The following is a 25,413-nucleotide window of genomic DNA, read 5'->3' as shown; positions in this document are numbered from 1 at the left end:
GTTTTCGAGTCAAGCCTCGCACAAGCATAGCGGAGGTGCGACGCGCTGAGCGAACAGCCGACTCGAACACAGGGGCGTCCGATCAACCGCAAGCTGAACGAACGCGAGGCTTCGAAGAATCGGATGCCCAAAAGAAAAGACCCGTCCGGGGGGACAACCGGACGGGTCAAGCCATATGGGCGCTTGGGGTGGATGGGCGCTCGCGCCTGATATGACTGATGGGGAGGGATGACCGCTCCCACATAATTTGGTCGTGGCAGCTGGCTGAACGTTCAATGCGGGGTTCGCTTTTTTGAGCTTGGACGTGCGCGCATCTTTGTCGCAGCCGCTATCGCGTCGCCGGCCTATCCGCCTGAGAAATCGTGGATTTATCGTCCGCACTCGACAGCGAGGGTTGTTCGATCGCGCGGGTGCCAGGCTCATCGCGACGCTTCCCGGCATCTTCACGTTTTGTTGTACCGGACGCAGCCGCAACCGGCGTCGCGCTGTCGGCGGGAACAGCCATGACCGCGGCAAACGCATCGGTCTGGCCGTCGCCGAAAAGCTCGTCACGCCCGGGGGAGCCGAGGTCGCGCGCGGTCTTCGCCAGCGTCATGCGCAGCGCCTCCGGCTTCAAGGTGTAATTGCGCTCGAGCAGCAACGCCGCGACGCCGGAGACATAGGCAGCCGAGAACGAGGTTCCCGACGTCATCTGGTACTTGCCGTCCGGCGCCGGCAGGAAGATGTCGACCCCGGGCGCCGAGACGGCGATGTAATTGCCGCGGTTGGATGCCGTAAACAGCCTGTCCTGCTGATCGGTCGCGCTGACCGCGATCACGTTGGGATTGGCGGCCGGATAGAGCGGCGGCGATTTTGCCCCGGCATTGCCGGCGGCGGCGATCAGCACGAGACCGCGCGCGGCGGTCGCCGCGATGGCGCGCTCGATCACGGCGTCCTTCGGACCGGCAAAGCTCATATTGACGATCTGCGCGCCGTGCTCGGCGGCGTAATTCAGCGACCGCAGGATGATGTAGGACGAGCTCTCGGCGCCGCCATTGCTGCCACCGAAGGCACGGATCGCGATGATGCGCGCCTGGGGGGCGCTGCCCATCAGCCGGTCATGCGCCACGATGGCGCCGGCGATGCCGGTGCCGTGGACGTGCGGCCCCTCCGCGCTGCCGAGCGCATCGAAATTGTCGGCGACGGAATTGGCCAGCTCTGGATGCTTGGTGTCGATGCCGGAGTCGATCACGGCGACCGTGACGTTGGCGCCGTGCGCCAGCGTATGCGCCTGCGGCAGGCGGAGCTTTGTCAGTGCATATTGCGCAGGATCGCCTTCGCTGGGCGGCGTCGATTTCTGGTCCTGCAGCACATAGCGGAAGTTCGGCTGGAGCGAGCGCACGCTGCCGTCGGCCGCGAATTCGCGCCGCACCGCCTCGTACGGCCGGCCATCCGTGACACGAAACAGACCGAACGTAGCCCCGATCAGCGGGAAGCTCTCCGACGAGATCCGCGTCAAGCCGTGCCGGCGGGCCAACGCGTCAGCATCATCGGGCGACAATGTGCCGTCGATCTCGGCCACGAATTCGTTGGCGAAGCTGCGAAGATTGGCGGCGGCCGGCGTGGCGTTGCCGCGGCCCTTGCCGGCGCTCTTCTTGGCGGGTTTGCCCGAGCCACCGCCGCCGGCATTCGGCTGCGCCAGGCATTCGCCCTCGGCATCGCGATAGGGAGCGGTGCAGGCCGGATACAGGTTCGGCGAGTAGCGCGCATAGGGCAGCACCGTCGTCGTCGGCCGCAGGCGCGACGTCGTGGTGTGGGGAATGGTCGCCATCGTCCGCGGGCCGCGGTCGACGGACACCGCCCTGGCCGAGATGGTCGGAGCGATGCGCGGGGCGATGCTCGGAGAGATGGTCGGCGTTCGCGTGGGCACGCTGATCGTCGGCGTGCGCATGATCGCCTGCGCCTGCGCAACCTCGACGCCGAGACAGGCGGCGATCAAAAGCGCCGCGCCGACCGATGAAGCGTAGGCCCCGGCGCGCACCCTGCTCTCGGACTTGCCTGTCATCGGATCAGCGGCGCGCTTAAGGCGCCGCGACGGCGAGGTTGACGAACTTCTCGCGCTGCATCTTGCCGAGCAGCGAGGCGAGTTCGTCCTGGCTCATCGCCTTGTCGAACTGGAGGCGGAACATGCCGCCCTTGGCATCGCCGATGATCGAGGCCTGATAGCTGTCGAGCAGCGCGGTGATGTCGGCGACGCGGGCCTCGGGCGTGAAGCGCACCAGCGCGCGCGCCGGCGGAACAGTCGTACCGAGTTCGCGTGTGATCGGACCGCTGGTCGAGAGCGAAGCGGTCTGGAAGGTCGCGGGCTGGTTCTTCATCAGCACGGCGCCGATGATTCCGGCTTGCAGCATCAGCGCGATGGCGCCGAGGCTCGCCGACCACGCCAGCGTGCGCGGCGACAGGCTCGCGAAGAAGGTCGAAATGCGCGCCGACAGCGGCAGCGAGCCGCTTGCCCGCGCAGGCTCGGCGTCGATCGAGGCGAACAGCTTCTGCAGCGCGCGCGCCGACGGAGCCCCCAAGCTCTCGTTCAGATGAATGGTCTCTTCGTACTCGCCGCGGATTGCCGCATATTGCCTGGCAAGCCCGGGATCGCGCGCCAGCGCTTCCTCGACCCGCCGCGCATCGCGTGCGTTCAGCGTGCCGGCCGCGTGCCACGGCAGCAGCAGTTCAATTTCACTGGGCTCTTGCTCCAGCATCTTCTTGCTCAAAGCCATCATGGCCAGCCTCGCTCAACGCCGGCTGCCTTCAGCAGTTCGGCCAGTTTCTTGCGCGCATAGAACAAGCGCGTCTTCACAGTGTTCTCCGGTATTCCGACGATTTCGGCCACCTCTTCCACGGACTTCTCGTGGTAGTAGACGAGATCGACGATTTCCCGATGGTCCGGCGAGAGGCCCGTCAGACACTCCCGCAACGCTTCACTGGTATCCTTTTTCTGCACCACCGTTTCCGGATTGTCGGACGTATCCTCGATCGCGTTGGCGGCGTCTTCGTCCAGCTCGAAATCCTTCCTGCGCCGGAGCGCAGACAGGGCCTTGAAACGGGTGATTGCCAGCAGCCAGGTAGAAACGGCGGATCGGCCCTCGAACTTGCCGGCTTGACGCCAGACGTCGAGAAACACCTCGCTGATGAGGTCTTCCGCCGCCTGCTCGTCCCGCACGAGCCTCAGCCCGAACCTGTAGACCCTGACATGGTGCCGCCCGTACAGCACCTGCATGGCGAGCCGGTCACCTTGGGCGATCCTGGCGATCAGGACCTCGTCCGAAGCCGCCTGTGTCACGCTCAATGCCCGTCTCGCAAAGTTGGTCGGGTCGGCGCGGCGGACGGTTCGACCGGGGGTGCAAAATTGTTCAGCGTACCGCAGTCATACGGTGGCCTATGTGACCTACCCCACATACGCGTATTTTTCTTGTCCCATCGGCGGCCGTCGGCCGTCTTCATCCAGATCGGTAACATAATACTGCGATACTTCCCTGCGGAATGCCTGTCCGGCACAGGCGGCCCGGCCTCGTCCGGTTCCATAGCAGCCCTGCACGACATATGTCTCGCCAAGCCCGGCTTAGGCTCGATCGCATCGCAAACGGATACCTGATCGCCGGCAAAATTTCTCCCGCCAGCCGACCGCCTTGTTCCGCGCTGCACGGTTCGGATTCGGTTTCCAAGGATACCAAACCTAAAGGCTTGCCACGTAGATTTTTACGCTGACATCACCATTGGCGGGACCATGAGCACGGCCGCGACGTCCTTTCCCGAGAGGAATGCCGCTGAGGTCGCGGATCTCGTGCTCACGCCCGAGGCGGCGGCTTCCGAAGTGCTGGCGCGCCGGGCCCGGCAGCGCCGCCAGATGTATATCGGCCAGGTGGCGAGCTATTCGCTGGGCGCCTCGGTCCTGCTGCTCTACGCCTATGGCGGCGCCGTCTCCATGGCCGTTCCATCGCTGTTCTGGCTCGGCGGCCTCCTGATCATCGGTACGTTCACCGTGCTCTCGGAAGCCGGCTTCGGCGACCGGTTCGAGGATCATTACCTCACCGTCTTCCAGATCTCGGCGCATATGGCGTTGCAGCTGCTGTTCCTGCTCGCAGTGCCGACGGTCGGGGTCGCGTTCATCGCCGTGCTGTTTCTGATCTTCGCGTTTGGCACGCTGCGGATGACCTCGAGCCAGGCGATGGTGACCTGGGGCCTTGCCACCTGCGGGCTCGCCCTGGTCTTCCTGGGCTCGGACCTGCCGATCGGACTGCCGGTTGCAACCCGCCTGGAGCGAACCGCCTCGATGCTCTGCTTCGTGCTGGTGATCGGCCAGTGCGCCTTCCTCGGCCTGTTCGGCGCCACCCTGCGCAAGATCCTGTACCGGCGCAGCATCGAGCTGAAGGCCGCCTATCAGCGCATCGAGGAGCTGGCCGAGCTCGACGAGCTCACCGGCTCCTACAACCGCCGCTGCATCATGCGCCTGCTCGACGCCGAGATCGAAAAGTCGCGGCAGACATCGATGCCCTGCGCGATCGCACTGATCGATCTCGACTGGTTCAAGCGCATCAACGACGCCCACGGCCATCCCGTCGGCGACGAGGTGCTGCGCACCTTCGCGATCACCATGTTCGCCAACATCCGCCCGGCCGACTGCTTCGGCCGCTACGGCGGCGAGGAATTCCTCCTGCTGCTGCCGGACACGTCGGACGACGCCGCACAGCGCATGCTCGAGCGCTTGCGCGGTATCATCGCCGATCTCGACTGGAGCGCATTCTCCCTGAATATGCGGGTGACCATTTCCGCGGGCGTGGTGACGCTGCGCGACGTCGATACTGCCGACACGTTTCTCGCGCGCGCCGATCGCGCGCTCTATTCCGCCAAGGCGCAAGGGCGCAACCGCATTGCAACGAGCTGACCAATCCATTTTTTCCCGCTGCGACAGAAGCCGCCGCCGGACCGAGCGCTCCAGGACAGGGCCATGAGATCCAGATCCACAAAAACATCCGAGAATCTGCTGGAGGAACTGCAGGCTGCGCTCTCGCACGGCACGGTCGCGCGCCGGGTCGAGACGCTGCGCCGCGTCACCGATCTGTTCGTGGGCAATTCGGTGGACTATTCCGACGACCACATCCGCGTGTTCGACGACGTGTTCCAGTGCCTGATCGAGCAGATCGAGACGTCGGCCAAGGCGCTGCTCGCCGACCGCCTCGCACCGATCGCGGCCGCGCCCCCGAAAATCATGCGCACGCTCGCGCTCGACGAAGTCATCGAGGTCTCCGGCCCCGTGCTGTCGAAATCGGAACGGCTGGACGAGACGACCCTGATCGAGATCGCGCGCACGAGGGGCCAAGCCCATCTCAAGGCGATCTCGCTGCGGCGGGTGCTGTCGGAAGCGCTGACGGACGTGCTGGTGACGCGCGGCAACGAGGACGTGGTGCAGTCGACCGTTGGCAATCCGGGCGCGCGGCTCTCCGAGGGAAGCCTCACCGATCTCGTCACCCGCGCCGAACGCGACGACGACCTCGCCACCTGCATCGGTCAGCGGCCGGACCTGCCGCGCCATCACTATTTGAAGCTGGTTGCGAAGGCGTCCTTGAGCGTGCGCAGGAAGCTCGAGGCCGCGCATCCGGAGCTCGTGGACGAGGTGTCGAGCGTGGTGCAGGAAGTGGCCCAGAGGGTCCGCGCCGCCGCCATGACGAAGCAGACCGAGATGGCGCGCGCGCTGGTGAAGTCGCTGCACGAGGACGGCCGCCTCAACGAATTCCAGGTCACCAGTTTCGCCGAGCAGGGCAAGTTCGACGAAACCAATGCGGGGCTCGCGGCGCTCGCCGGCGTCGCGGTCGAGACCGCCGAGACCATGATGATCGAAAGCCGCACCGAGGGCGTGATGATCCTCGCCAAGGTCGCCGGCATGTCCTGGCCGAGCGTGCGGGCCATCATCGCGATGCGCGAGAAGCTCTCCGGCGGCTCGCAGACCGACATGCTGACGCTGCGCGACGTTTACGAGGCGCTGCGCTCATCGACCGCGCAGCAGGTGCTGCGCTTCCACCGCATGCAGCTGGGCACGACGCCGGCGGCGTGAGGCCCGGCGCGGTCAGTATCTCAGGACCCTCGCCCCGACCGCCGCGCCGATCGCCGTCACCAGCGCGGTCGCGAGCGTGTACCAGGTCGCGACGAACAGGGGCGAATCGTCGGTGCAGTGCGAGGCATAGAGCGTCGCAGCAAGGCCGGCCGACACCAGGCCGGCGAGCGCTCCGGCAAGCGCCGGGCGCGACGGCGCGCCATGGCGCAGGCCGAACAGCGCCCCCGCAAGCAGCGGCAGCGACATCGCCGGAATTGCGACCAGGCACACCCTGGAGTTCTTGCCCATCAAGCGCATCGTCATCGGCATGGCCGGCGCCATCATCGCCTCACTGCCGATCGCGACCGCGAGCAGCCCGACGGGAAGCAGCAGCAGCCAGCCCCAGCCGCGCAGCAGGGCCTCGGGACGCGACAGATGCAGGCTGACGATGATGGCGGGAATCGCGAGCGACAGCGTCACCGCGAACTTCATATCGAAGAACGGGTTGTGCATCGCGCTCATCACGTCGTGACGCACGCCGAGGAACGTCGCGAAGATCAGGATCGACAAGGGCGCGGCCACCAGGAGCGCCATGGTCAGCACCGCGCCGACGCGCGGCGCGCGATGCGCATTGTCGGCTGCGAGCGAACGGATGAGTTGATCGGTGTCCATGACTACTGGTCCCGCAGTTTAGTCGTCAGCGCCGCAAGTCCGCGATGCAGCGCGACGCGCACCGCGCCCTCGCTCATCGAAAACTTCGCCGCCGTATCCTTGATCGAGGCGCTCTCGACCGCGATCGACTGCAGCACGTCGCGCTGGCGCTGCGGCAGGGTGTTGAGCTGGGCTGCGACCTCGCCCGCGGAGGCGGTTTCCTCGGGCGCCTCGCCCGGCAGGGTTTCGGCGAAATCGTCGATATTGACGAAGACGCGCCTGCCGCGCCGGCGCAGCGAGTCGATCAGCTTGTTGCGGCCGATGGCAAACAGCCAGGGCGCGAAGGGGGCTTCGCTGTCCCAGGTGTGCCGCTTCAGATGCACCGCCAACAGAATCTCCTGCACGATATCCTCGGCCTGGTCGGGAGGCTGGCCTGCCCGTGCCAGGCCTCGCCTCGCTGCAGCGCGCAGCACCGGCGTGACCGCCCTCAACAGGCGATGATAGGCCGCATCATCGCCAGCCATGGCCGACCGCATCAGGCCGGTCCATTCGTCCTCACTTCCGCGCACGCGCGCCCCTCACCATGCAATTCGGCCGTCCGTTCAATTTGTTACGCGGGTTCGACGAAATCACGAATTCGTGATATGCCCTGGACCGCGCGACCGATCCGGCCGTAAACGTCTGCGACGGCTCATAACACCGATCGGCCCGTCCCGCACCCGGCGGCTGGCTTCAGGGGGTCCGGTCTGCCCCGGTTTTGCCCGTTGTGGCCCGAAGATTCCCATTTTCTGCCCCGCTGTCGTCACGCCCCGGGGTCTCTGTTCGTGTCCGGGACGGGCGGAATTGGGGAGATCATCACCATGATGAAAGCCAGCGGGCGCGCGGCCCTGATTGTTCTTGCCGGCCTTTTGTTGCTGTTCGGAGGCCTTGCACAGGCGGCCCCAAACTCGGCCACAAGCAATTCGGACAGCGCGGGCAAGCAGGCCGACGCGGCCAAGCCGAGCAAGCACCGGCGCCATGAGTCACGCCGCACCACCACCAGCGGCAAGACAGCACAGAAATCCGACGACAAGGCCGACAAGAACGCCGCTCCGGCCAAGGCCGACAACAAGGCCGACGAGACGAAGGCCGACAGCACGGCCGACAATAACGTCCCGGCCTCGACCCAGATGCCGCCAGCGGTCGCCAACGCCAATGCGCAGCTCGCCACCACCGACACCCCGACTGCGGCAGCGGCCTCGGCAATGACAGACCGCGCCAACACCAATGTCCAGGCAGCGGCCGATAATACCAACGCTGCGAACGCCGAGAGCCAGGTGGTCGCCCCCGATCAGCTCAACGACATCGACCGCGCCGCGCAACAGGACAACCCGCCCGCGCAGAAGGCGGTGATTGCCGCAACCGAGGCCCAGCCCCGGCCGGCACCGGTGATGGCAAGCACCCAGCAGAGCTCTGCCTGGGACCAGAGCTCCCTGATCGGCAAGATCTTCATCGGCGTCGGCACGCTGCTGACGCTGGCGTCCGCCGCCCGCATGTTCATGGCGTGATTGCGGGCCCGATCCTGGCCCGAGAGACCTCCCCGGAACGCGCATCTCGCTGCGTGTTCCGGCGGCCTTTAGCCCCTTGAAGCCCACCGCGCCAGCGGGCACATTGCCCGCCCAATCAAAAGCGTGGGTGGAGCATGAGCACGTTCGAACACATCATCGTCGAAAGCAAAGGCGCGGTCGGCATCATCAAGCTGAACCGGCCGAAGCTGCTCAACGCGCTCTCCTTCGGCGTCTTCCGCGAGATTGCCGCCGCCGTCGACGATCTCGAGGCCGATGACGCTATCGGCTGCATCGTCGTGACCGGCAGCGAGAAGGCCTTTGCCGCCGGCGCCGACATCAAGGAGATGCAGCCGAAGGGCTTCATCGACATGTTCTCCGAGGATTTCGCCGCGATCGGCGGCGACCGTATCGCGCGTTGCCGCAAGCCGACGGTTGCGGCGGTTGCCGGTTATGCGCTCGGCGGCGGCTGCGAGCTCGCCATGATGTGCGATTTCATCGTCGCCGCCGACACCGCAAAGTTCGGCCAGCCCGAGATCACGCTTGGCACCATTCCCGGCATCGGCGGTACCCAGCGCCTGACGCGCGCGATCGGCAAGTCCAAGGCGATGGACCTGTGCCTCACCGGCCGCATGATGGATGCGGCGGAGGCCGAGCGAAGCGGGCTCGTCAGCCGCATCGTGCCCGCTGACAAGCTGATGGACGAAGTGATGGCGGCGGCCGAGAAGATCGCTTCGATGTCGCGCCCTGCGGCCGCGATGGCCAAGGAAGCGGTGAACCGCGCCTTCGAGACCACGCTCGCCGAGGGCATGAGCGTCGAGCGCAACCTGTTCCACTCGACCTTCGCGCTGGAGGACCGCTCCGAGGGCATGGCGGCGTTCATCGAGAAGCGCAAGCCGGTGAACAAGAATCGGTAACGTCAGGGAACGGGTCAGGCTGGTGTAAGGCTCGGCCGCGTTCCCGTGAGATCCTGTGACGCACCTGCAACAAGCACGGAATACATGGGGGTTTCCCCCGCGGCAGTTTGCCTGCGGGACCTCGGCTGGCTAAACAGTTAAGAGGCCACCGTCGGCGGGGGCGGACAGCCGGGGTAAGCGGGATTTCATGATTGGGCGTACCGCCAGAGCTGGTCGCGAGATGACGCGGCATCGATCGGGCGTGGGTCCTGTGCTTGCGACATGGACCACGCTGGCGCTGTGTTGCGCCCTGCCCTCCGCCGCCTGGGCCGAAGCCCTGCCGGAGGCGCTCGCCAAGGCCTACCAGACCAATCCACAGCTCAATGCCGAACGTGCGCGACAACGCGCCACGGACGAGAACGTGCCGCAGGCCCTCGCCGGTTACCGGCCGCAGATCGTGGCGAGCCTCAGCGCCGGCCTGCAATCGGTTCGCAATCTGCTGCCCGACAACACAATCCAGACCGGCAATTTGAAGCCATGGATCATCGGCGTCACCGTGACGCAGACCCTGTTCAACGGCTTCCGCACCGCCAACAACGTGCGGGCCGCCGAGCTCCAGGTGCAGTCGGGCCGCGAGGCGCTGCGCAATGTCGGCCAGGGCGTGCTGCTCGACGCGGTCACCGCCTACACCAACGTGCTCGCTAACCAGTCGCTGGTCGAAGCGCAGCGTTCCAACGTCGCCTTCCTGCGCGAGACGCTCTCGGTCACCCAGCGCCGCCTCAACGCCGGCGATGTCACGCCGACCGACAGCGCGCAGGCCGAAGCGCGCCTCAACCGCGGCCTTGCCGATCTCAACGCCGCCGAGGTCGCGCTTGCCGTCAGCCAGGCGACCTATGCGCAAGTGATCGGCAATGCGCCATCGCAGCTTCGGGCCGCCGAGGCCGTCGATCGCTATCTGCCGAAGAGCCGCGAAGACGCCATGACCATGGCAATCCGCCAGCATCCGGCGGTGATGGCCGCCAGCTTCGACGTCGATGTCGCCTCCACCAACATCCGCATAGCCGAAGGCTCATTGCTGCCGAGCGCCACCATCCAGGGCAGCGCCAGCAAGAGCCGCAACAACGACCCGACGCTCGGCACCTTCGCCGAGGACCAGGCCTCGATCGTCGCCAATGTCACCGCGCCGATCTACGACGGCGGCCAGGCCGCCGCGCAGACCCGGCAGGCCAAGGAGATCACGGCGCAGAGCCGGCTCGTGCTCGACCAGGTCCGCAACCAGGCTCGCACGGCGGCAGTGAGCGCCTGGGTCGCCAATGAAGGCGCCAAGATCACCGTGTCGGCCTCGGAATCCGAAGTGAAGGCTGCGACCGTCGCACTCCAGGGCGTGCAGCGCGAGGCCGCCGGCGGACAACGCACCACGGTCGACGTCTTGAACTCGCAGGCCGATTTGATCCAGGCCAAGGCCCGCCTGATCGGCGCCAACCGCGACCGCGTCATCGCATCCTACACGCTGCTCAGCGCCATCGGCCATCTCGACGTCAAGACGCTCAGCCTGAACACGCCGGATTATTTGCCCGAGGTTCACTACCACCAGGTCCGCGACGCCTGGCACGGGCTGCGCACGCCGTCGGGGCAGTAGTTTCAATCTATCGGGCCGGTGCCCATGAAAAGCCGCCGCATCCATCTGACGGGCGCTTCGGGCTCCGGCGTGACGACGCTCGGCCGGGCGCTCGCGGGCCGGCTTCGTGACCGCGCCGCGCGAGATCCGGATGAAGCGATTGCGCGCCCGCGAGGCCGCCCATTTCGGCGCTGACGCCGTCGCGCCGGGCGGCTGGCGCCACGACGAGACCGAAGACTTCGTCGAATGGGCCTCTCATTACGAAGCGGGGGATCGCGAAGGTCGCAGTCTCGCCAAGCATGAAGCGTGGCTCGCGGGCCTGCCCTGCCCGGTCGTGCGCGCGGACGGCTCACGTCTGCTTGCGGACATTGTCGAGCAGCTATGCAACGAAGCGCAGCTTCGATCCGGCTGATGTGGTACCGTCCCGGCACACTGCCAAATAAAACAACCAGGGAGAGAAACCGTGCTCGATCGACGCAGCGTCCTGCTTGCCTCCCTCGCCGCCGGAGTAGCCATGACCAACAGAGCCCACGCCCGCGCGGCGCAGCCTGCGACGCCGGTCAATTTCGACGTCCCCGCGCATGCCTGCGACTGCCACACTCACATTCATGGCGACGTCGAGAAGTTTCCGTTCTTCGCCGGGCGCGTCTACACGCCCGAGCCGGCAAGCCCCGAAGAAATGGCTGCACTGCACAAGGCGCTGCATATCGAGCGCGTGGTGATCGTCACCCCCAGCGTCTACGGCACCGACAATTCGTCGACCTTGTTCGGCATGAAGGCACGCGGCGCCAATGCGCGCGGCGTCGCCGTGATCGACGACAAGACGACCGAGGCACAGCTCGATGCGATGCAGGCGGACGGTTTCCGCGGCATGCGCCTCAATCTCGCAACCGGCGGCGTCAACGACCCCAATGTCGGCAGGTCACGCTTCACCACCGCCGTCGAGCGCATGAAGGCGCGCGGCTGGCACGTGCAGCTCTACACCACGCTTCCTATGATCTCGGCGATCAAGGACCTCGTCGAGACGGCGCCGGTACCTGTCGTGTTCGACCATTTCGGCGGGCTGGAAGCTTCGCTCGGCCTGGAGCAGCCGGGTTTCTCCGATCTCGCTGCGCTGGTGAAGTCCGGCAAGGCCTATGTGAAGATCTCCGGCGCCTATCGCTCGTCAAAGCTCGCGCCCGACTATCAGGACATGGCGCCTTATGCACGTGCGCTGATCGCGGCGAATCCGGACCGCATCGTCTGGGGCACCGACTGGCCGCATCCGGATTCGAGCCGTGTCGAGGGACGCAAGCCGACCGACATCGCGCCGCTCTATCAGATCGACGACGCCCGCCTGCTCAACCAGCTTCCGGTGTGGGCACCGGATGCCGATGTGCGCAAGAAGATCCTGGTCGACAACCCGGCACGACTCTACGGATTCTGACGGTCAGCGCGCGCGGCGCGAGAAGAACGAGATCAGGACCGGCAGCGTGACGAGGATCACGACCGGCGCCAGCATCATGCCGGTGACGACGACGACCGCGAGCGGCTTCTGCACCTGCGAGCCGATTCCTTCCGACAGCGCCGCCGGCAGCAGGCCGACGCCGGCGACGACGCAGGTCATCAGCACCGGCCGGAGCTGAAGCTCGCCGGTGCGCACCACCGCACTCATGCGGTCCATGCCCTCTTCGATGAGCTGGTTGAACTGCGACAGGATGATGATGCCGTCCATCACGGCGATGCCGAACAGCGCGATGAAGCCGATCGCCGCGGAAACGCTGAATGCCGTGCCCGATATCAAAAGTCCCAGCACGCCGCCGAAGATCGCCATCGGGATCACGCTCATCGCGAGCAGCGTGTCGGTCATCGAGCCGAAATTGAACCAGAGCAGCACGCCGATCAGCGCCAGCGAGATCGGCACCACGATCGACAGCCGCCGGATCGCGTCCTGGAGATTGCCGAACTCGCCGACCCAGTCCATGTGCGAACCGGGCGGCAGCTGCACCTGCTCGGCAATCTTCTGCTGCGCCTCGCGAATCGCACTGCCGAGGTCGCGCTCGCGCACCGAGAACTTGATCGGCAGATAGCGCTCCTGCTGCTCGCGATAGATGTAGGCCGCGCCAGAGACGAGGCTGATGGTGGCGACCTCGCTCAGGGGAATCTGCGTGACGGTGCCGTTCGGCCCGGGTGCGCCGATGCGCAAATTCTGGATCGCCTCGGCACTCCTGCGGTATTCCGGCGCGAGGCGGACGATGATCGGGAAGTGACGATCGGAGCCGGACTCGTAGAGATCGCCCGCCGTGTCGCCGCCGATCGCGACCTTGATCGTGGCGTTGATGTCGCCCGGCGCAAGGCCGTAGCGCGCGGCCTTGGCGCGGTCGATGTCGATCTGGACGGTCGGCTGGCCGAGCGAGGTGAACACCGCAAGGTCGGTGACGCCCTGCACCGTGGCCAGCACCGACTTGATCTTGTTGGCGGTGTCGGTCAGCGCCTGCAGGTCGCTGCCGAACAGCTTGATCGAGTTCTCGCCCTTCACGCCGGAGACGGCCTCGGAGACATTGTCCTGGAGATATTGCGAGAAGTTGAACTCGACACCGGGGAAGCGATCGTCGAGCTGCTTGAGCAGTTGCGCGGTCAGCTCTTCCTTGTCGCGGGTACCGGGCCACTGACTGATCGGTTTGAGCGGCGCGAAGAACTCGGCATTGAAGAAGCCGGCGGCGTCGGTGCCGTCGTCGGGACGGCCGTGTTGCGACACCACGGATTCCACCTCGGGCCGGGCGCGGATCACCTTGCGCATCTCGTTGACGTAGCTGTTGCCTTCCTGGAGCGAGATGGTCGGCGGCAGCGTGGCGCGAATCCAGAGATTGCCCTCTTCCAGCTTCGGCAGGAATTCGAGGCCGAGCATCCGGCTGAGCGCCACCGTCATCAGCACGAGGCCGACCGCACCGCCGAGCACGATGTTGCGGTTGGCGACCGCCCACTGCAGCAACGGCGAGTACAACCGGTGCAGGATCCGCATCACCCTGGTCTCGGTTTCCTCGACATGCGCGGGCAGGATGATCGCGGACAGCGCCGGCGTGACGGTGAAGGTCGCAAGCAGCCCGCCGGCCAGCGCATAGGCATAGGTGCGGGCCATCGGCCCGAAGATGTTGCCCTCGACGCCCGACAGCGTGAACAGCGGCAGGAAGGCCGCGATGATGATCGCCGCGGCGAAGAAGATCGAGCGCGAGACGTCGGCGGCCGCGCTGAGGATGGCGTGGCTCTTCATGCCGAACAGAGTCTCATTGGACATATGTTCGGTCTCGGACATCGGCGTCGTCTGGGTCAGACGGCGGAAGATCGCCTCCACCATGATGACGGTGGCATCGACGATCAGGCCGAAATCGATCGCGCCGACCGACAGCAAATTGGCCGATTCCCCCCGCAGCACCAGGATGATGACGGCGAAGAACAGCGCGAACGGAATGGTGGCGCCGACGATCAGCGCGCTGCGCAGGTCGCCGAGGAAGATCCACTGCAACAGCACGATCAAGAGAATGCCGACCACCATGTTGTGCAGCACGGTGTGGGTGGTGAGCTCGATCAGGTCGCCGCGGTCGTAGATGCGTTCGATGCGCACGCCGGGCGGCAGGATGCTGGAATTGTTGATGGTCTGAACGAGCTGGTGGACACGCTTGATGGTCGGCGAGCTCTGCTCGCCGCGGCGCATCAGGACGATGCCCTGCACGATGTCGTCGGACTCGTCGAGGCCGGCAATGCCGAGGCGCGGCTTCTGGCCGACGGTGACGGTGGCGACGTCCTTGACCAGCACCGGATTGCCGCCGGTCTGCGCCACCATGGTATTGGCGAGATCGTCGATCGACCGGATCAGGCCGACGCCGCGCACGACCGCCGATTGCTGGCCGATATTGACGGTGTTGCCGCCGACATTGACGTTGGAATTGCCGACCGCCTGGAGCAATTGCGGCAGCGTCAGACCGTTGGCGACCAGCTTGTTGAAGTCGACCTGGAGCTCATAGGTCTTGCTCTTGCCGCCCCAGCCGGTGACGTCGATGACACCAGGCACGGCGCGGAAGCGGCGCTGCAGGATCCAGTCCTGGATGGTCTTGAGATCGAGCACGCTGTAGTTCGGCGGACCCACGAGACGGTAGCGGAAGATCTCGCCGATCGGGCTGAGCGGCGAGATCTGCGGCTGCACGTTGCCCGGCAGCGGCGCGAGCTGCGCCAGGCGGTTCAATACCTGCTGCAACGCCTCGTCATAGGTGTAGGCGAAGGAGAACTGGAGTTTGACGTCGGAGAGGCCGTAAAGCGAGATCGTGCGGATGGTCGTCAGGTTCTTCAGACCTGCGACCTGGGTCTCGATCGGGATCGTGATGTAGCGCTCGATCTCCTCCGCCGACAGCCCCGGGCTCTGCGTCACGATGTCGACCATCGGCGGGGTCGGATCGGGATAGGCCTCGATGTTGAGCTGGTTGAACGCGATGACGCCGCCGATCAGCACGGCGACGAACATCCCGACCATCAGGAAGCGCCGGTTGACGGCAAGGGCGACGAGACGATCCATCAGGTCTTCAATTTGTCTTCAGTTTTTTGGGTCGTCGATCAGCTGCCGGACGCCGCGCGGTCGATGAACAGGCTGCCTTTGGTGACGATCTGCTCGCCGGGTTTCAGATTGCTGGTGACCTCGACGAGGTTGCCGTTGATGAGGCCGATCTTGATCTGGCGCAGCTCGACCGACTTGTCCTCGCGCGCGACCCAGATGCGGACCTTGTCGGCTTCATAGATCAACGCCTGCTTCGGCACAGCGGGCGCGGCGCGATCGCCGGCCGAGTAGATCGTGACGTTGGCGAACATCTCGGGCTTGAGCAGCCCGTCCTTGTTGTCGATGGTGGCGCGGACCTGCAGGCGGCGGGTGTTGGGGTCGATCGCGGCAGCGACGTAATTGATCTTGGCGGTCAAGGGGCGGCCCGGCAGCGCCATCACGTTGACGGTGATGTCCTGGCCGATGCAGACCGCGGCGGCGTCGCTCTCGCGCACGAAGGCGGTGAGCCAGACCGTGGAGAGATCGCCGACCACGAAGACTGGATCGCTGGCGCCGGAATTGACGTACTGGCCGGGGCCGATCTTGCGCTGCACGACCGTGCCGGAGATCGGCGAATAGATCGTGACTTCCGGATTGATGGCGCCTTTGTCCTGGAACGCCTTGATGGTCTCGTCGGTGAAGCCGAGGATGCGCAGCTTGTTGCGCGCGGCTTCCAGCGCGGTCCCCGAGGAGCGCATGTCGTTGCGCGCCTGAACCTGGGTCGCTTCGGCCTGCTGATAATCCTTCAGCGGAATGGCATGGCCCTCGTAGAGGTCCTTGGCGCGCTTGAACTGGATGTCGGAGAGCTCGAGCGCCGACTTCGCCTTGTTCTGCGAGGTCATCGCCGCGATGAAATCGTTCTGGGCCTGCACGGTGTCGGCGGCCTCGATCGTGAACAGCGGTTGGCCCTGCTTCAGCATCTCACCCGGCTTGGCCAGCAGCTTGGTGACGCGGCCGGCATAGGGCGAGAACACCGGTGTCGAGCGGTCCTCGTCGACGGCGACCTTGCCTTCCGTGACATATTCGGCGCGGAAGGCCTTGGCCTTGACCGGCTCGATCGTCAGCGTCGCCCATTCGGACGGCGTCGGCGTGAAGTTCTGCGCATTCCTGCGCGACTGGCTGGAGATCTCGGAGTGCTTCTTTTCCTTGGACCCGGAAGAGAGGAAGCCGTAGGCACCGGCGCCGACACCGGCAAGAGCTAGTAGAACTACGGATGTGATCACCCGTTGTTTTGTAAACACCTGCAATCGCTTGGTATTTTCAACTACCATGGAGCCCGGTCGTGTCTGCGACGATCTCGGCAGATGCCTGCCTTATCGGTTGCGCTAATAGTGCCGAATTGGGAGTTCAAACAACCTAAAAAACGCCGGGCGCCTTTCGGTTTGCGTTAAAATTTCGCGACATGTCAGCTTCACGTCAGCTTCGCGCCGGCCACTGTGCCGGATGACTGCCGAGCGGCATTGCCGGACGGCTCCATTGCGCCGGCGTCTTCGACAGCATCGCCGAATGGCGCACCGCCTTCAACATGCCGAAGCCAGATGGCACGCTCTCGATGAACGCAGCATGTACAGCGTCGCCCGTAAGATCCGGGGTGTTCAGTCCGCCATCGAGCCGGCCGAGATTCCAAAGCCAGCGCCCGGTCTGCGCCAGCGACACACGCACGTGCCAGCTGCCGCCTTCGCGCGCCTGACGCGCCTTGGCCATCATCGCGCCGAACGCCATCAGATAGCCGGTGGCGTGATCGAGCATCTGCGCCGGCAATTCCTTGGGGCCATCGAGACCGGCAGCGCGTCCCTCGGCGTGATTGAATCCGGTCGTGGTCTGCACGAGGGAATCGAAACCGCGCCGCTCGGCCCAGGGGCCGGCGTGGCCATAGGCCGACAGCGTCACATAGACGATGCCGGGATTGATCTGCGCTGCATCCTCGGGCGCAAAGCCGAGGGCGGCGAGCGCGCGCGGGCGATAGCCCTGCGAGAAGATGTCGGCGTCCCGCAACAGTTCGCGCAATTGCGCCCTGCCCGTCTCGCTCTTCAGTTCGATGAAGGTGGTGAGCTTGCCGCGGCCGGTGTCGATGGTGAGCCAGGGAATGGCGGGCAGCTCCGGCCCTGACACCAGCAGCACATCCGCACCATGCGCAGCGAGCGTGCGGCCGGCGACGGGCCCCGCGATGACTCGAGAGAGATCGAGCACGCGCAGGGCTGCAAGCGGACGATCGCCTTTTGGCCACGGCTTTGGCGGGGCCTCGCCGATCTTCTCGATCGAGAGCAGCGGCAACCCGGCGAGCGCACGCGCCTGCGGCAGCGCGGACCATTCGTCGTGGGAGCGCATGAGCGCGACGACGCCGCCCGCCGCGTAAGCCGCAGTCTCGAAATCCTCGCCCTTCCATTGCATCAGCGCGGCCTGCACCTTGTCGCGCTCCGCCTCGCAGCCGAGCACCTTGCAGACGGCGTCGCGATGATGCGGGAAATTGGTGTGGCAGCGAACGAAGCGATTGTCGCCGGTCCTGTAGACGCCGGCGATGGCGTCCCAGGCCGGGGGCGGCGGCTTGTCGTCGAGAAGCAGATAGCGCTCGGAGCGGCATTCGGCAACGGCGTGGCGCATGTCGACGGAGACATCCTGCGTCTGCCCGCTGCGCAGTCGCCAGATCTCCGCGGCGGCGAGGCCGGCCGCGGCGATGGTCGTCTGTCCGGCAATTGCGACGCGGAACGAGGACGGAAGCTGAGGCTCTTCGCCGCTCAGCCGTACGCGTTCGAGCGCTGGTGCATCGCCCCCGGCGGAGGTCCAGATGTCCTTGAGAATGTCGGCAGGGCTTTGCATGGCCGCTTCTCTCCCTTAGTTTTTCAAGCGACCATCCATTAGCCCATAAGGAAATGCAATGGCCGCCATCGACCCCCTTACCGCAGGCGCCGTGTTCATCGCAACGGCGGCCACAGACGCGGTCTATGTCATGTTCACCTCGGCCGTGATCGCGCGAAAACGCGTGCCGGCCGCGAACTGGAGTGCGGTCTGGTACCTGCTCTCCTCCTACGCCGTGATCAGCTACACCGAAAACGCCTTTTACGTTGCCTTCGCCGCGATCGGCTCCTGGGCCGGCGCTTATGCCTCGCTGACCTTCCTGCACCGCCCGCCCGGCGGCCCGCCGGTGGGCGCCGCGCCGGAGTGAGGAGGCCCCACCTCTCTCCACGTCATTGCGAGGAGCTCGCGACAAGATTGCGTGGCAATTTTGTGCTGATGCGACCAAGCCAGTCTATTTCCGCAGATGCATTTCCGGATTGCTTCGCTGCGCCCGCAATGACCATGTGGAGGCTTCTGGGCGTCTTCCGAAACAGCTACACTCCCGCGACCAACAAAAAGGAAACCCAACAATGGATCTCGGTCTCAAAGGCAAGAACGCCATCGTGCTCGGCGGCACGCGCGGCATCGGGCGGGCGATTGCGGAGACGCTCGCCGGTGAAGGCACCAATGTCGCGGTGTGCGCGCGCAATGCAGATCAGGTTGCGGCTACCGTTGCCGAGCTGAAGGCGAAGGGCGCCAACGCCACCGGCGGCCCGGTCGACGTGACCGACGGCGCAGCGCTGAAATCCTGGATCGAGGGTGCCGCAAAAGAGCTCGGCGGCGTCGACCTGTTGTTCTCCAACGCCGGCGCGATGGCGCAAGGCCACGATCCCGCATCGTGGGAGCAGAACTTCCGGCTCGACCTGCTTGGCGCCGTGCACGCGTTCGACGCCGCGCGGCCGTTCCTCGAAGCGAGCGGCGAGAGAAGCGGCGACGCCGCCTTCGTCATCATCTCCTCGATCTCGGCGGCGCAGGCGGACACGGCCAGTTCCTACGGCCCGATCAAGGCGGCGCTGATCCACATGGCCAAGGGGCTGGCGCGGCAATATGCAAAGAAGAAGATCCGCGTGAATGTCGTGTCGCCCGGCACGGTCTATTTCAAGGGCGGCGTCTGGGAGATGGTCGAGAAGAACATGCCCGAGCGTTACGCCGACGCGATGAAGCGCAATCCGACCGGCCGGATGGCCACGCCGCAGGAAATCGCGAGCGCCGCGGTGTTTCTGGCAAGCCCGGTGTCGGGGTTCACGACGGGATCGAATCTCGTCGTGGACGGCGCGATCTCGAACCGGGTGAATTTTTAAGGCGCGACGTCATCATCGAGGAGCTCGTAGGGTAAACAAAGCAAAGCGTGCCCACGTCTTCGCGACGAGCCGCAAAAGGAGGTGGGCACGGCGCTTACGCGCCTTTGCCCACCCTACGGCAGCCGTGCGTGTGGCAGCACTTCGCCCCACCCCTCAATGAAAATCCCGCGACGGCGGCAGGATGCGGACGTTGCGGGGGTGGCGGATTTTCTGCGCCGGCATGTCCGCAAGCGCGCGAGAGTCTTCGTTGAGCGGCTCGACCACGGTGGCACCTGCCGGCACCGGATGCTTGCGGCTCAGCGCGTCGTTGGCGAGGCCGACCAGATCATGCGAGCGATCGATCATGCGTTGGGCGATGAGATGCGTCACCTTCTCGGGACTGCTCTGGATATAGCCTTCGACCAGGATGAGGCGCGCGCCCATGACTTCTTTCCGGTACTGCTCCATGATCTTGGGCCACACCACGACATTGGCGATGCCGGTTTCGTCCTCCAGCGTCATGAACACGACGCCGCTGGCGCTGCCCGGCCGTTGCCGCACCAGCACCACGCCGGCGCAGCGGACGCGGCGACGCTCGTTCTCGTGACTGATATCCTTGCAGGCGACGACGCGCTCGCGCGAAAACATTTCGCGCAAGAATTCCATCGGGTGCCCCTTCAGCGATAGCCGGATGGTCTGGTAGTCCGCGACCACCTGCTCGGAACGCGGCATCACCGGCAGCGGTTGCGCGTGCTCGTCCGGCTGCTCGCGCGCGGTCGCCGCCTCGAACAGCGGCAGCGGCACGTCGTCGGGCAGCCGCCGCACCTGCCACAGCGCCTCGCGGCGGTCGAGCCCGAGCGAGCGAAACGCGTCGGCATCGGCCAGCAGGATCAGCGCGCGCTTGGGCAGGCCGGTGTCGCGGGCGAAATCCTCCAGCGAGGTAAAGGGGCGGCGGTTGCGGGCGGCGATGATGCGGTCGCCCCAGTCTTCCTGAGTGACATAGATCTTGCCTTGCCGCTTCGCCTGCTCCTTCTTGAGGGCCTCCTCATCGGGATCGAGCCAGTGGAAGCCGTCGATCTGGCGAAAGCCAAGGCGGACGGCACAATACCTGCCGTCAGTATTCTCCAGCGTGTTCTGCGCAAAACTACAGGACACGTCGATGTCGCGCACCTCGACGCCGTTCTTGCGGGCGTCGCTGACGATCTGTGCGGGCGCATAAAAGCCCATCGGCTGCGAGTTCAGGAGGCCACAGCAGAAAGCGTCGGGGTGATGATATTTCAGCCATGACGAGATGTAGACGAGCTGGGCGAAGCTCGCGGCGTGGCTCTCCGGGAAACCGTAGGAGCCAAAGCCCTTGATCTGGTCAAAGCAGCTTCTGGCAAAATTGGCATCGTAACCGCGCGCGACCATGTTGCCGATCAGCTTCTCCTCGTATTGGCCAATGGTGCCTACATTGCGGAAGGTTGCCATCGAGCGGCGCAGGCCGTTGGCTTCCTCGGACGTGAATTTTGCCGCCTCGATCGCGATGCGCATGGCCTGCTCCTGGAACAGAGGCACGCCCTTCGTCTTGTGCAGCACCTTGTAGAGTTCGTCCGCGGGACCATGCTCGGGCGATGGCGAGGGATAGGTCACCTTCTCCAGGCCGTTCCGCCGACGCAAATACGGATGCACCATGTCGCCCTGGATCGGACCCGGCCGCACGATCGCGACTTCGATGACGAGGTCGTAGAAGGTCCGCGGCTTCAGGCGCGGCAGCATGTTCATCTGGGCGCGGCTCTCGACCTGGAACACGCCGAGCGATTCCCCATCACACAGCATGTCGTAAACCTTGGGATCGTCCTGTGGAACGCTCGCCAGCACAAAACGCTCGCCTTTGTGGTCTGCGATCAGATCAAAACATTTCCGGATGCAGGTCAGCATGCCCAGCGCGAGCACGTCGACCTTCATCATGTTGAGCGCGTCGACGTCGTCCTTGTCCCACTCGATGAAGGTGCGGTCGTCCATCGCCGCGTTGCCGATGGGGACATAGGTGTCGAGCCGGTCCTGGGTCAGCACATAACCGCCGACATGCTGGGAGAGATGGCGGGGGAATTCGATCAACTCGGTTGCAAGCTCGACCGCAAGGTTGATCATGGGATTTTGCGGATCGAGCCCGGCCTGCCTGACCTGCATGTCGTTGAGGCCCTTGCCCCAACTGCCCCAGACGGTGTCGGCGAGCGCGGCGGTGACGTCCTCCGTCAGGCCCAGCGCCTTGCCGACGTCGCGGATGGCGCTGCGCGGGCGATAGTGGATGACCGTTGCGATGATCGCGGCACGATGGCGGCCGTAGCGGCGATAGACATACTGCATCACCTCCTCGCGCCGGGAATGCTCGAAATCGACGTCGATGTCAGGCGGCTCCAGCCGCTCCTTGGAGATGAAGCGCTCGAACAACAGATCGACCTTGGTCGGATCGACCGAGGTGATGCCGAGCACGTAGCACACGGCCGAGTTCGCTGCCGACCCCCGCCCCTGGCACAGGATGCTCTGGCTGCGCGCGTAATGCACGATGTCGTGCACGGTGAGGAAATAATGCGCGTATTTCAGCTCGGCGATCAGCGCGAGTTCTTTGTTCAACGTCGCGCGCAGCTTGTCGTCAATGTTCTCGATGCCGCCAAAGTATTTATCGACGCCCGCCCAGGTCAAATCCTCCAGATGCCCTTGCGCGGTCTTGCCCGGCGGCACCGGCTCATCCGGATACTGGTATTTGAGCTGGTCGAGCGAGAAGTCGATCTTCCCCGCAAAACGCATGGTCTCCGCGATCGCCTCGGGGACATCGCGGAACAGCCGCGCCATCTCCCTAGGTGTTTTCAGAAAACGCTCGGCGTTGGCTTCCAGCTTCCGTCCGACCGCCTCGATCGTGGTCTTTTCCCGGATGCAGGTCAGCACGTCCTGAAGCGGACGGCGGCCGGGATCGTGATAGAGCACTTCGTTGGTCGCGAGCAGCGGCACTTTTGCTTTGGCCGCGAGGTCATCGAGCCGTGCCAGGCGGCGCCGGTCGTCGCCGCGATAGATCAGGCTCGCTGCCAGCCACACGCCCTCGGCGCGGCTTGCCCTCAGCTTTGCAAGCACATCCAGCGCCTGCGCCGGCTCGAAGCGATGCGGCAACGTCAGGACCAAAAGCTGCCCCTCGGAGAATTCCAGGAGATCGGCGAAGGTGAGACGGCACTCGCCCTTCTCGATCCGCGTGATGTCGTCGCCGCGCTTGCCTTTGGTCAGGAGCTGGCACAGCCGGCCATAGGCGGCGCGGTCGCGCGGGTAGACAAAAATGTCGGGCGTGCCGTCGATGAAGACGATGCGCGCACCGATCAGCAGTTTCGGCTTGTGCAGCACCTTGTCATTGTCGAGCTCATTCCAGGCCCGCACCACGCCGGCGAGCGTGTTGTGGTCGGCGATTCCGACCGCGGGAATGCCGAGCTTGCTCGCCTGATGCACATAGGCGCGCGGATCCGAGCCGCCGCGCAGGAAGGAGAAATTGGTGGTGATGCCGATCTCGGCATAAGCGGGGCTATTCATGCGAAGAGACCGTGCACATACCAGCCGGGAGAAGCAGGCTCGCCGTCGCCGTCGAACACCTCCCCCTCGTAAAGTCCGTCGCGAAAAATCCAGAAGCGCAGGCCCTCGGCATCCTCGATGCGAAAGTAATCCCGGGTCAGCTGCTTGCCGTCCTGCCGCCACCATTCCATCGCGATACGCTCGGGTCCTTCCACCCGCACCACGGCATGCAGCGCGCGGCGCCAGGTGAACTGATGCGGCGGACCATCCGGCACGGCCGCGAATGGCACCTTGATCGGCTCCGGCTTGTCGAACAGCCTTAAGGGACGCAGCGGTGGCTCGCTTTCGGTCCGTGCCGGCCATTCGGCCTGCATGGCGGCGGCGAGATGATGCTGCGCCGGGGCGACCAGCACCGCACATTCGGGGATATGGGTATCCTCAGGCAGGTGCACGACGACGCGCTTTCCGCCGATGCGCGCGGCAATGCGGTCGATCAGGGCGGCAAGCTCGTCATTGTCGTGGACATGGGCGTCGAGATCGCGCTGCTCCTGCACCACGATCTCGGTGCGGCTCGCCGACAGGCGAACCATATCGAAGCCAAAACCGGGATCGAGGGGATCGGCGAGCGCATCGAGACGCTCGCGGAACAGCCGGTCGATCACCGCGCTTCGCGTCACCGGACGTCCGGTCTCGACCATGATCGCGCGCACCACGCCGTCGGTGCGGAAGAACGCGGCTTCCAGCCGGCGCGCGCCCTTGCCCTGCTTCTCCATGGAGGCAATCAGCGTGTCCGCCAGCCGCGACAGCGTCATCGCGATCATGGTGTCGGTCGCGATCGGCTCGGCGAAACGCTTCTCCACGATATAATCAGGCAGCGGTTTTCGCGGATTGATCGGCGCATCGCCCTGCCCCAGCGCATGCGCCAGCAGCGTGGAGAACCGCGCTCCGAACCGCGCCGTGATCTCGCTCGGCGAGCGCGTGGCGACGTCGCCGATGGTCTTGAGGCCGGCGCGGCGCAGGCCGGTGGTGATGGCCTCGCCCGCACCGAGCGCGGACACCGGAAACCGGCTGATCGCCTCCGCCTCGCCGCCATCGGCAACGATGGTGCCCGTGGTCTGCCGCGTCAGCGTGCGCGCGCAGACCGAGGTGCCGGCGATTGCCGCGCTGACGGCAAAGCCTTGTCGGCCGAGCGCCCGAACCAGCGCTTGCAACAGCGCAGCCTCGCCGCCGAACAGATGCGCACAGCCGGTGATGTCGAGGAACAGCCCGTGCGGCGGATCGAGCGCGACCAGCGGCGTGAAGCGGTCGCACCAGTCGGCGATGTCGCTAAGCGTCTTCGCATCGGCCGCGACATCGGCGTCGAACACGCGCAAATCCGGGCACATCGCCCGCGCATTGGCGAGCGGCTGACCTACGTACAGGCCGAGACGCTCGGCAGCCTCGTCCAGCGCATGGATCACCAGCGCATTGTTGTCCTTGATGACGACGATGCTCGGCTCATTATTGGTTTTACCCAGCCCGGAGCTGTTGAAGAACCGCTGGATCCGGTCGATGGGCAGGCGTGGCAGCCACAGGCTGAGAATACGTCGACGGTTCACTGAACTGGCACTCATCACAATTCCATTCCATGATCCACCGGCCGCAGGGGCCATGACGATTACGCAAGAGTTCGGCATCGAAGCGCGGCGCGCCCCATGCGTCCCACACCGACCCCGGCGGCGAATGCGCCGCGCGCAGCATCCACCTGGTCTCCGCCGTCGAAGGCAGCGGCTGCGCCGCCATCCGCAGCATCAGGCCGGTGACGCCGGAGCCTTGCGCGGCCAGCGTCAGCTTGCGGCTCGCCACGAGATCGAACTGCCTGGTTTCGCCCCAGAGCTCGAGCACGACGGCGCCCAGCGCATCGCAGGCGAGCGCATCGGCCGAGGTACGCAGCGCGCTCTCGACATCGGCGGCGCGCACCATCACCACGCGGCGCGGATCGAGGCCGAGCTCGGCGAGCCCGCTCATCGACAGCGCGCCTGCCTCTATCTCTGAAAAATCCTGCCGTACCCACAGCAGCGGCCGCTGCGCCGAGACGCGCCCGGCAAGCCCCATGACGAAGCCGGTCGCGGCCGTCCCCTGAGACCCAGTGCAAAACACCTCGTGGATCGCCGCGCGCGCGAGCCCGCCCTTCAGCGCGTTGTCGGCTTCGCTGTGACCGAGCGCGACGCGATCGTGCGGATGCACGACCGTCGCCGTCTCGATGCGCTCGATCTGGCCGCGCAAGGTCGCAAGCGCGCTTGTCCGTGCGCCGCTCATGCTCGCCGCTCCTTCAGGGGTGATTGCCGATGGCTCTCAAAAAGAGAACCAGCGGCTGGCTCATTTGTTCATGATATGTTCTAATATAAAGCTAACGGCGCGTAGAGAGTCAATCGAATTGGCGCGCAA

20 protein-coding genes are annotated in these 25,413 nt (G+C 65.5%); 9 read left to right on the top strand and 11 right to left on the bottom strand.

All coding sequences use genetic code 11. The features are described from left to right. Nucleotides 1–328 precede the first annotated feature (328 nt). Genes XI04_RS37880 through XI04_RS37870 form a run of 3 tightly spaced genes read right to left on the bottom strand, consistent with a single transcriptional unit; the run spans nt 329 to nt 3,322 of the window. Nucleotides 329–2,044 (bottom strand): S8 family serine peptidase, encoded by a 1,716-nt coding sequence (locus XI04_RS37880; RefSeq protein WP_212429503.1) that lies wholly within the window; start codon nt 2,042–2,044, stop codon nt 329–331. A 16-nt stretch (nt 2,045–2,060) separates the two neighbouring features. Then, nucleotides 2,061–2,756 (bottom strand): hypothetical protein, encoded by a 696-nt coding sequence (locus tag XI04_RS37875; protein WP_028143181.1) that lies wholly within the window; start codon nt 2,754–2,756, stop codon nt 2,061–2,063. Beyond that, a complete protein-coding gene (locus tag XI04_RS37870; RefSeq protein ID WP_018315733.1) occupies nt 2,753–3,322 on the bottom strand; it encodes a sigma-70 family RNA polymerase sigma factor in 570 nt (189 codons plus the stop codon). The genes XI04_RS37875 and XI04_RS37870 overlap by 4 nt, the downstream gene beginning before the upstream one ends. Nucleotides 3,323–3,760: 438 nt before the next feature. Here XI04_RS37870 and XI04_RS37865 point away from each other — a divergent pair, with 438 nt between their 5' ends. Continuing rightward, nucleotides 3,761–4,918: a GGDEF domain-containing protein gene (locus tag XI04_RS37865; protein ID WP_028143182.1), complete on the top strand. Its 1,158-nt coding sequence runs from the start codon at nt 3,761–3,763 to the stop codon at nt 4,916–4,918. A gap of 63 nt (nt 4,919–4,981) precedes the next feature. Next, the gene (locus XI04_RS37860) at nt 4,982–6,085 is read left to right on the top strand and encodes a DUF2336 domain-containing protein (RefSeq protein ID WP_028143183.1); all 1,104 of its coding nucleotides are present in this window, start codon (nt 4,982–4,984) and stop codon (nt 6,083–6,085) included. Between the two features lie 12 nt (nt 6,086–6,097). On the opposite strand, the gene XI04_RS37855 is transcribed toward XI04_RS37860, so the two are convergent. Together XI04_RS37855 and XI04_RS37850 are read right to left on the bottom strand one after the other, a co-directional pair. Then, nucleotides 6,098–6,736 (bottom strand): NrsF family protein, encoded by a 639-nt coding sequence (locus XI04_RS37855; RefSeq protein WP_095424620.1) that lies wholly within the window; start codon nt 6,734–6,736, stop codon nt 6,098–6,100. Nucleotides 6,737–6,738: 2 nt separating this feature from the next. Next, a complete protein-coding gene (locus tag XI04_RS37850) occupies nt 6,739–7,284 on the bottom strand; it encodes a sigma-70 family RNA polymerase sigma factor (protein WP_095424621.1) in 546 nt (181 codons plus the stop codon). A gap of 291 nt (nt 7,285–7,575) precedes the next feature. Between XI04_RS37850 and XI04_RS37845 the strand changes: the two genes are divergently transcribed. The 5 genes from XI04_RS37845 (at nt 7,576) to XI04_RS37825 (ending at nt 12,199) form a co-directional block, all read left to right on the top strand. After that, the gene (locus XI04_RS37845) at nt 7,576–8,262 is read left to right on the top strand and encodes a hypothetical protein (RefSeq protein ID WP_038971539.1); all 687 of its coding nucleotides are present in this window, start codon (nt 7,576–7,578) and stop codon (nt 8,260–8,262) included. A gap of 134 nt (nt 8,263–8,396) precedes the next feature. Beyond that, entirely contained in the window at nt 8,397–9,176 is a 780-nt protein-coding gene (locus tag XI04_RS37840) for an enoyl-CoA hydratase (protein WP_271609379.1), read from the top strand. A gap of 220 nt (nt 9,177–9,396) precedes the next feature. Then, on the top strand, nt 9,397–10,794 hold the full coding sequence (locus XI04_RS37835; protein WP_049801717.1) for a TolC family outer membrane protein: 1,398 nt from the start codon (nt 9,397–9,399) through the stop codon (nt 10,792–10,794). Between the two features lie 106 nt (nt 10,795–10,900). Continuing rightward, the gene (locus tag XI04_RS37830; RefSeq protein ID WP_370091933.1) at nt 10,901–11,185 is read left to right on the top strand and encodes a hypothetical protein; all 285 of its coding nucleotides are present in this window, start codon (nt 10,901–10,903) and stop codon (nt 11,183–11,185) included. A 51-nt stretch (nt 11,186–11,236) separates the two neighbouring features. After that, nucleotides 11,237–12,199 (top strand): amidohydrolase family protein, encoded by a 963-nt coding sequence (locus XI04_RS37825; RefSeq protein ID WP_038947807.1) that lies wholly within the window; start codon nt 11,237–11,239, stop codon nt 12,197–12,199. 3 nt (nt 12,200–12,202) lie between these two features. Here XI04_RS37825 and XI04_RS37820 read toward each other — a convergent pair whose 3' ends face one another. From XI04_RS37820 to XI04_RS37810, 3 genes are all read right to left on the bottom strand, one after another. Further along, nucleotides 12,203–15,319 (bottom strand): efflux RND transporter permease subunit, encoded by a 3,117-nt coding sequence (locus tag XI04_RS37820; RefSeq protein ID WP_028143190.1) that lies wholly within the window; start codon nt 15,317–15,319, stop codon nt 12,203–12,205. 38 nt (nt 15,320–15,357) lie between these two features. Further along, entirely contained in the window at nt 15,358–16,608 is a 1,251-nt protein-coding gene (locus tag XI04_RS37815; protein WP_038947806.1) for an efflux RND transporter periplasmic adaptor subunit, read from the bottom strand. A gap of 145 nt (nt 16,609–16,753) precedes the next feature. Beyond that, nucleotides 16,754–18,154, bottom strand: a complete 1,401-nt coding sequence (locus XI04_RS37810) for a CoA transferase (RefSeq protein ID WP_038971542.1) — start codon at nt 18,152–18,154, stop codon at nt 16,754–16,756. A gap of 58 nt (nt 18,155–18,212) precedes the next feature. Here XI04_RS37810 and XI04_RS37805 point away from each other — a divergent pair, with 58 nt between their 5' ends. Together XI04_RS37805 and XI04_RS37800 are read left to right on the top strand one after the other, a co-directional pair. Continuing rightward, nucleotides 18,213–18,500, top strand: coding sequence for a hypothetical protein (locus tag XI04_RS37805; protein ID WP_008136644.1), 288 nt, complete (start codon nt 18,213–18,215; stop codon nt 18,498–18,500). Between the two features lie 202 nt (nt 18,501–18,702). Then, on the top strand, nt 18,703–19,473 hold the full coding sequence (locus XI04_RS37800; protein WP_028143193.1) for an SDR family NAD(P)-dependent oxidoreductase: 771 nt from the start codon (nt 18,703–18,705) through the stop codon (nt 19,471–19,473). A gap of 153 nt (nt 19,474–19,626) precedes the next feature. Here XI04_RS37800 and XI04_RS37795 read toward each other — a convergent pair whose 3' ends face one another. The 3 genes from XI04_RS37795 to XI04_RS37785 are packed head-to-tail and all read right to left on the bottom strand — an operon-like array spanning nt 19,627 to nt 25,284. Further along, entirely contained in the window at nt 19,627–23,007 is a 3,381-nt protein-coding gene (locus XI04_RS37795) for an error-prone DNA polymerase (RefSeq protein WP_271609378.1), read from the bottom strand. Further along, nucleotides 23,004–24,599, bottom strand: coding sequence for a Y-family DNA polymerase (locus XI04_RS37790; RefSeq protein ID WP_271609377.1), 1,596 nt, complete (start codon nt 24,597–24,599; stop codon nt 23,004–23,006). Before XI04_RS37790 ends, XI04_RS37795 begins: the two co-directional genes overlap by 4 nt. Beyond that, nucleotides 24,496–25,284: an ImuA family protein gene (locus XI04_RS37785; protein WP_038947799.1), complete on the bottom strand. Its 789-nt coding sequence runs from the start codon at nt 25,282–25,284 to the stop codon at nt 24,496–24,498. The genes XI04_RS37790 and XI04_RS37785 overlap by 104 nt, the downstream gene beginning before the upstream one ends. Between the last annotated feature and the right edge of the window lie 129 nt (nt 25,285–25,413).

The organism is Bradyrhizobium sp. CCBAU 11430 (assembly GCF_028128855.1).
Taxonomy (GTDB): Bacteria; Pseudomonadota; Alphaproteobacteria; order Rhizobiales; family Xanthobacteraceae; genus Bradyrhizobium; species Bradyrhizobium ottawaense.
Note: the sequence above shows the minus strand (reverse complement) of the source record. Positions and strands in the feature narration are given on the sequence as shown.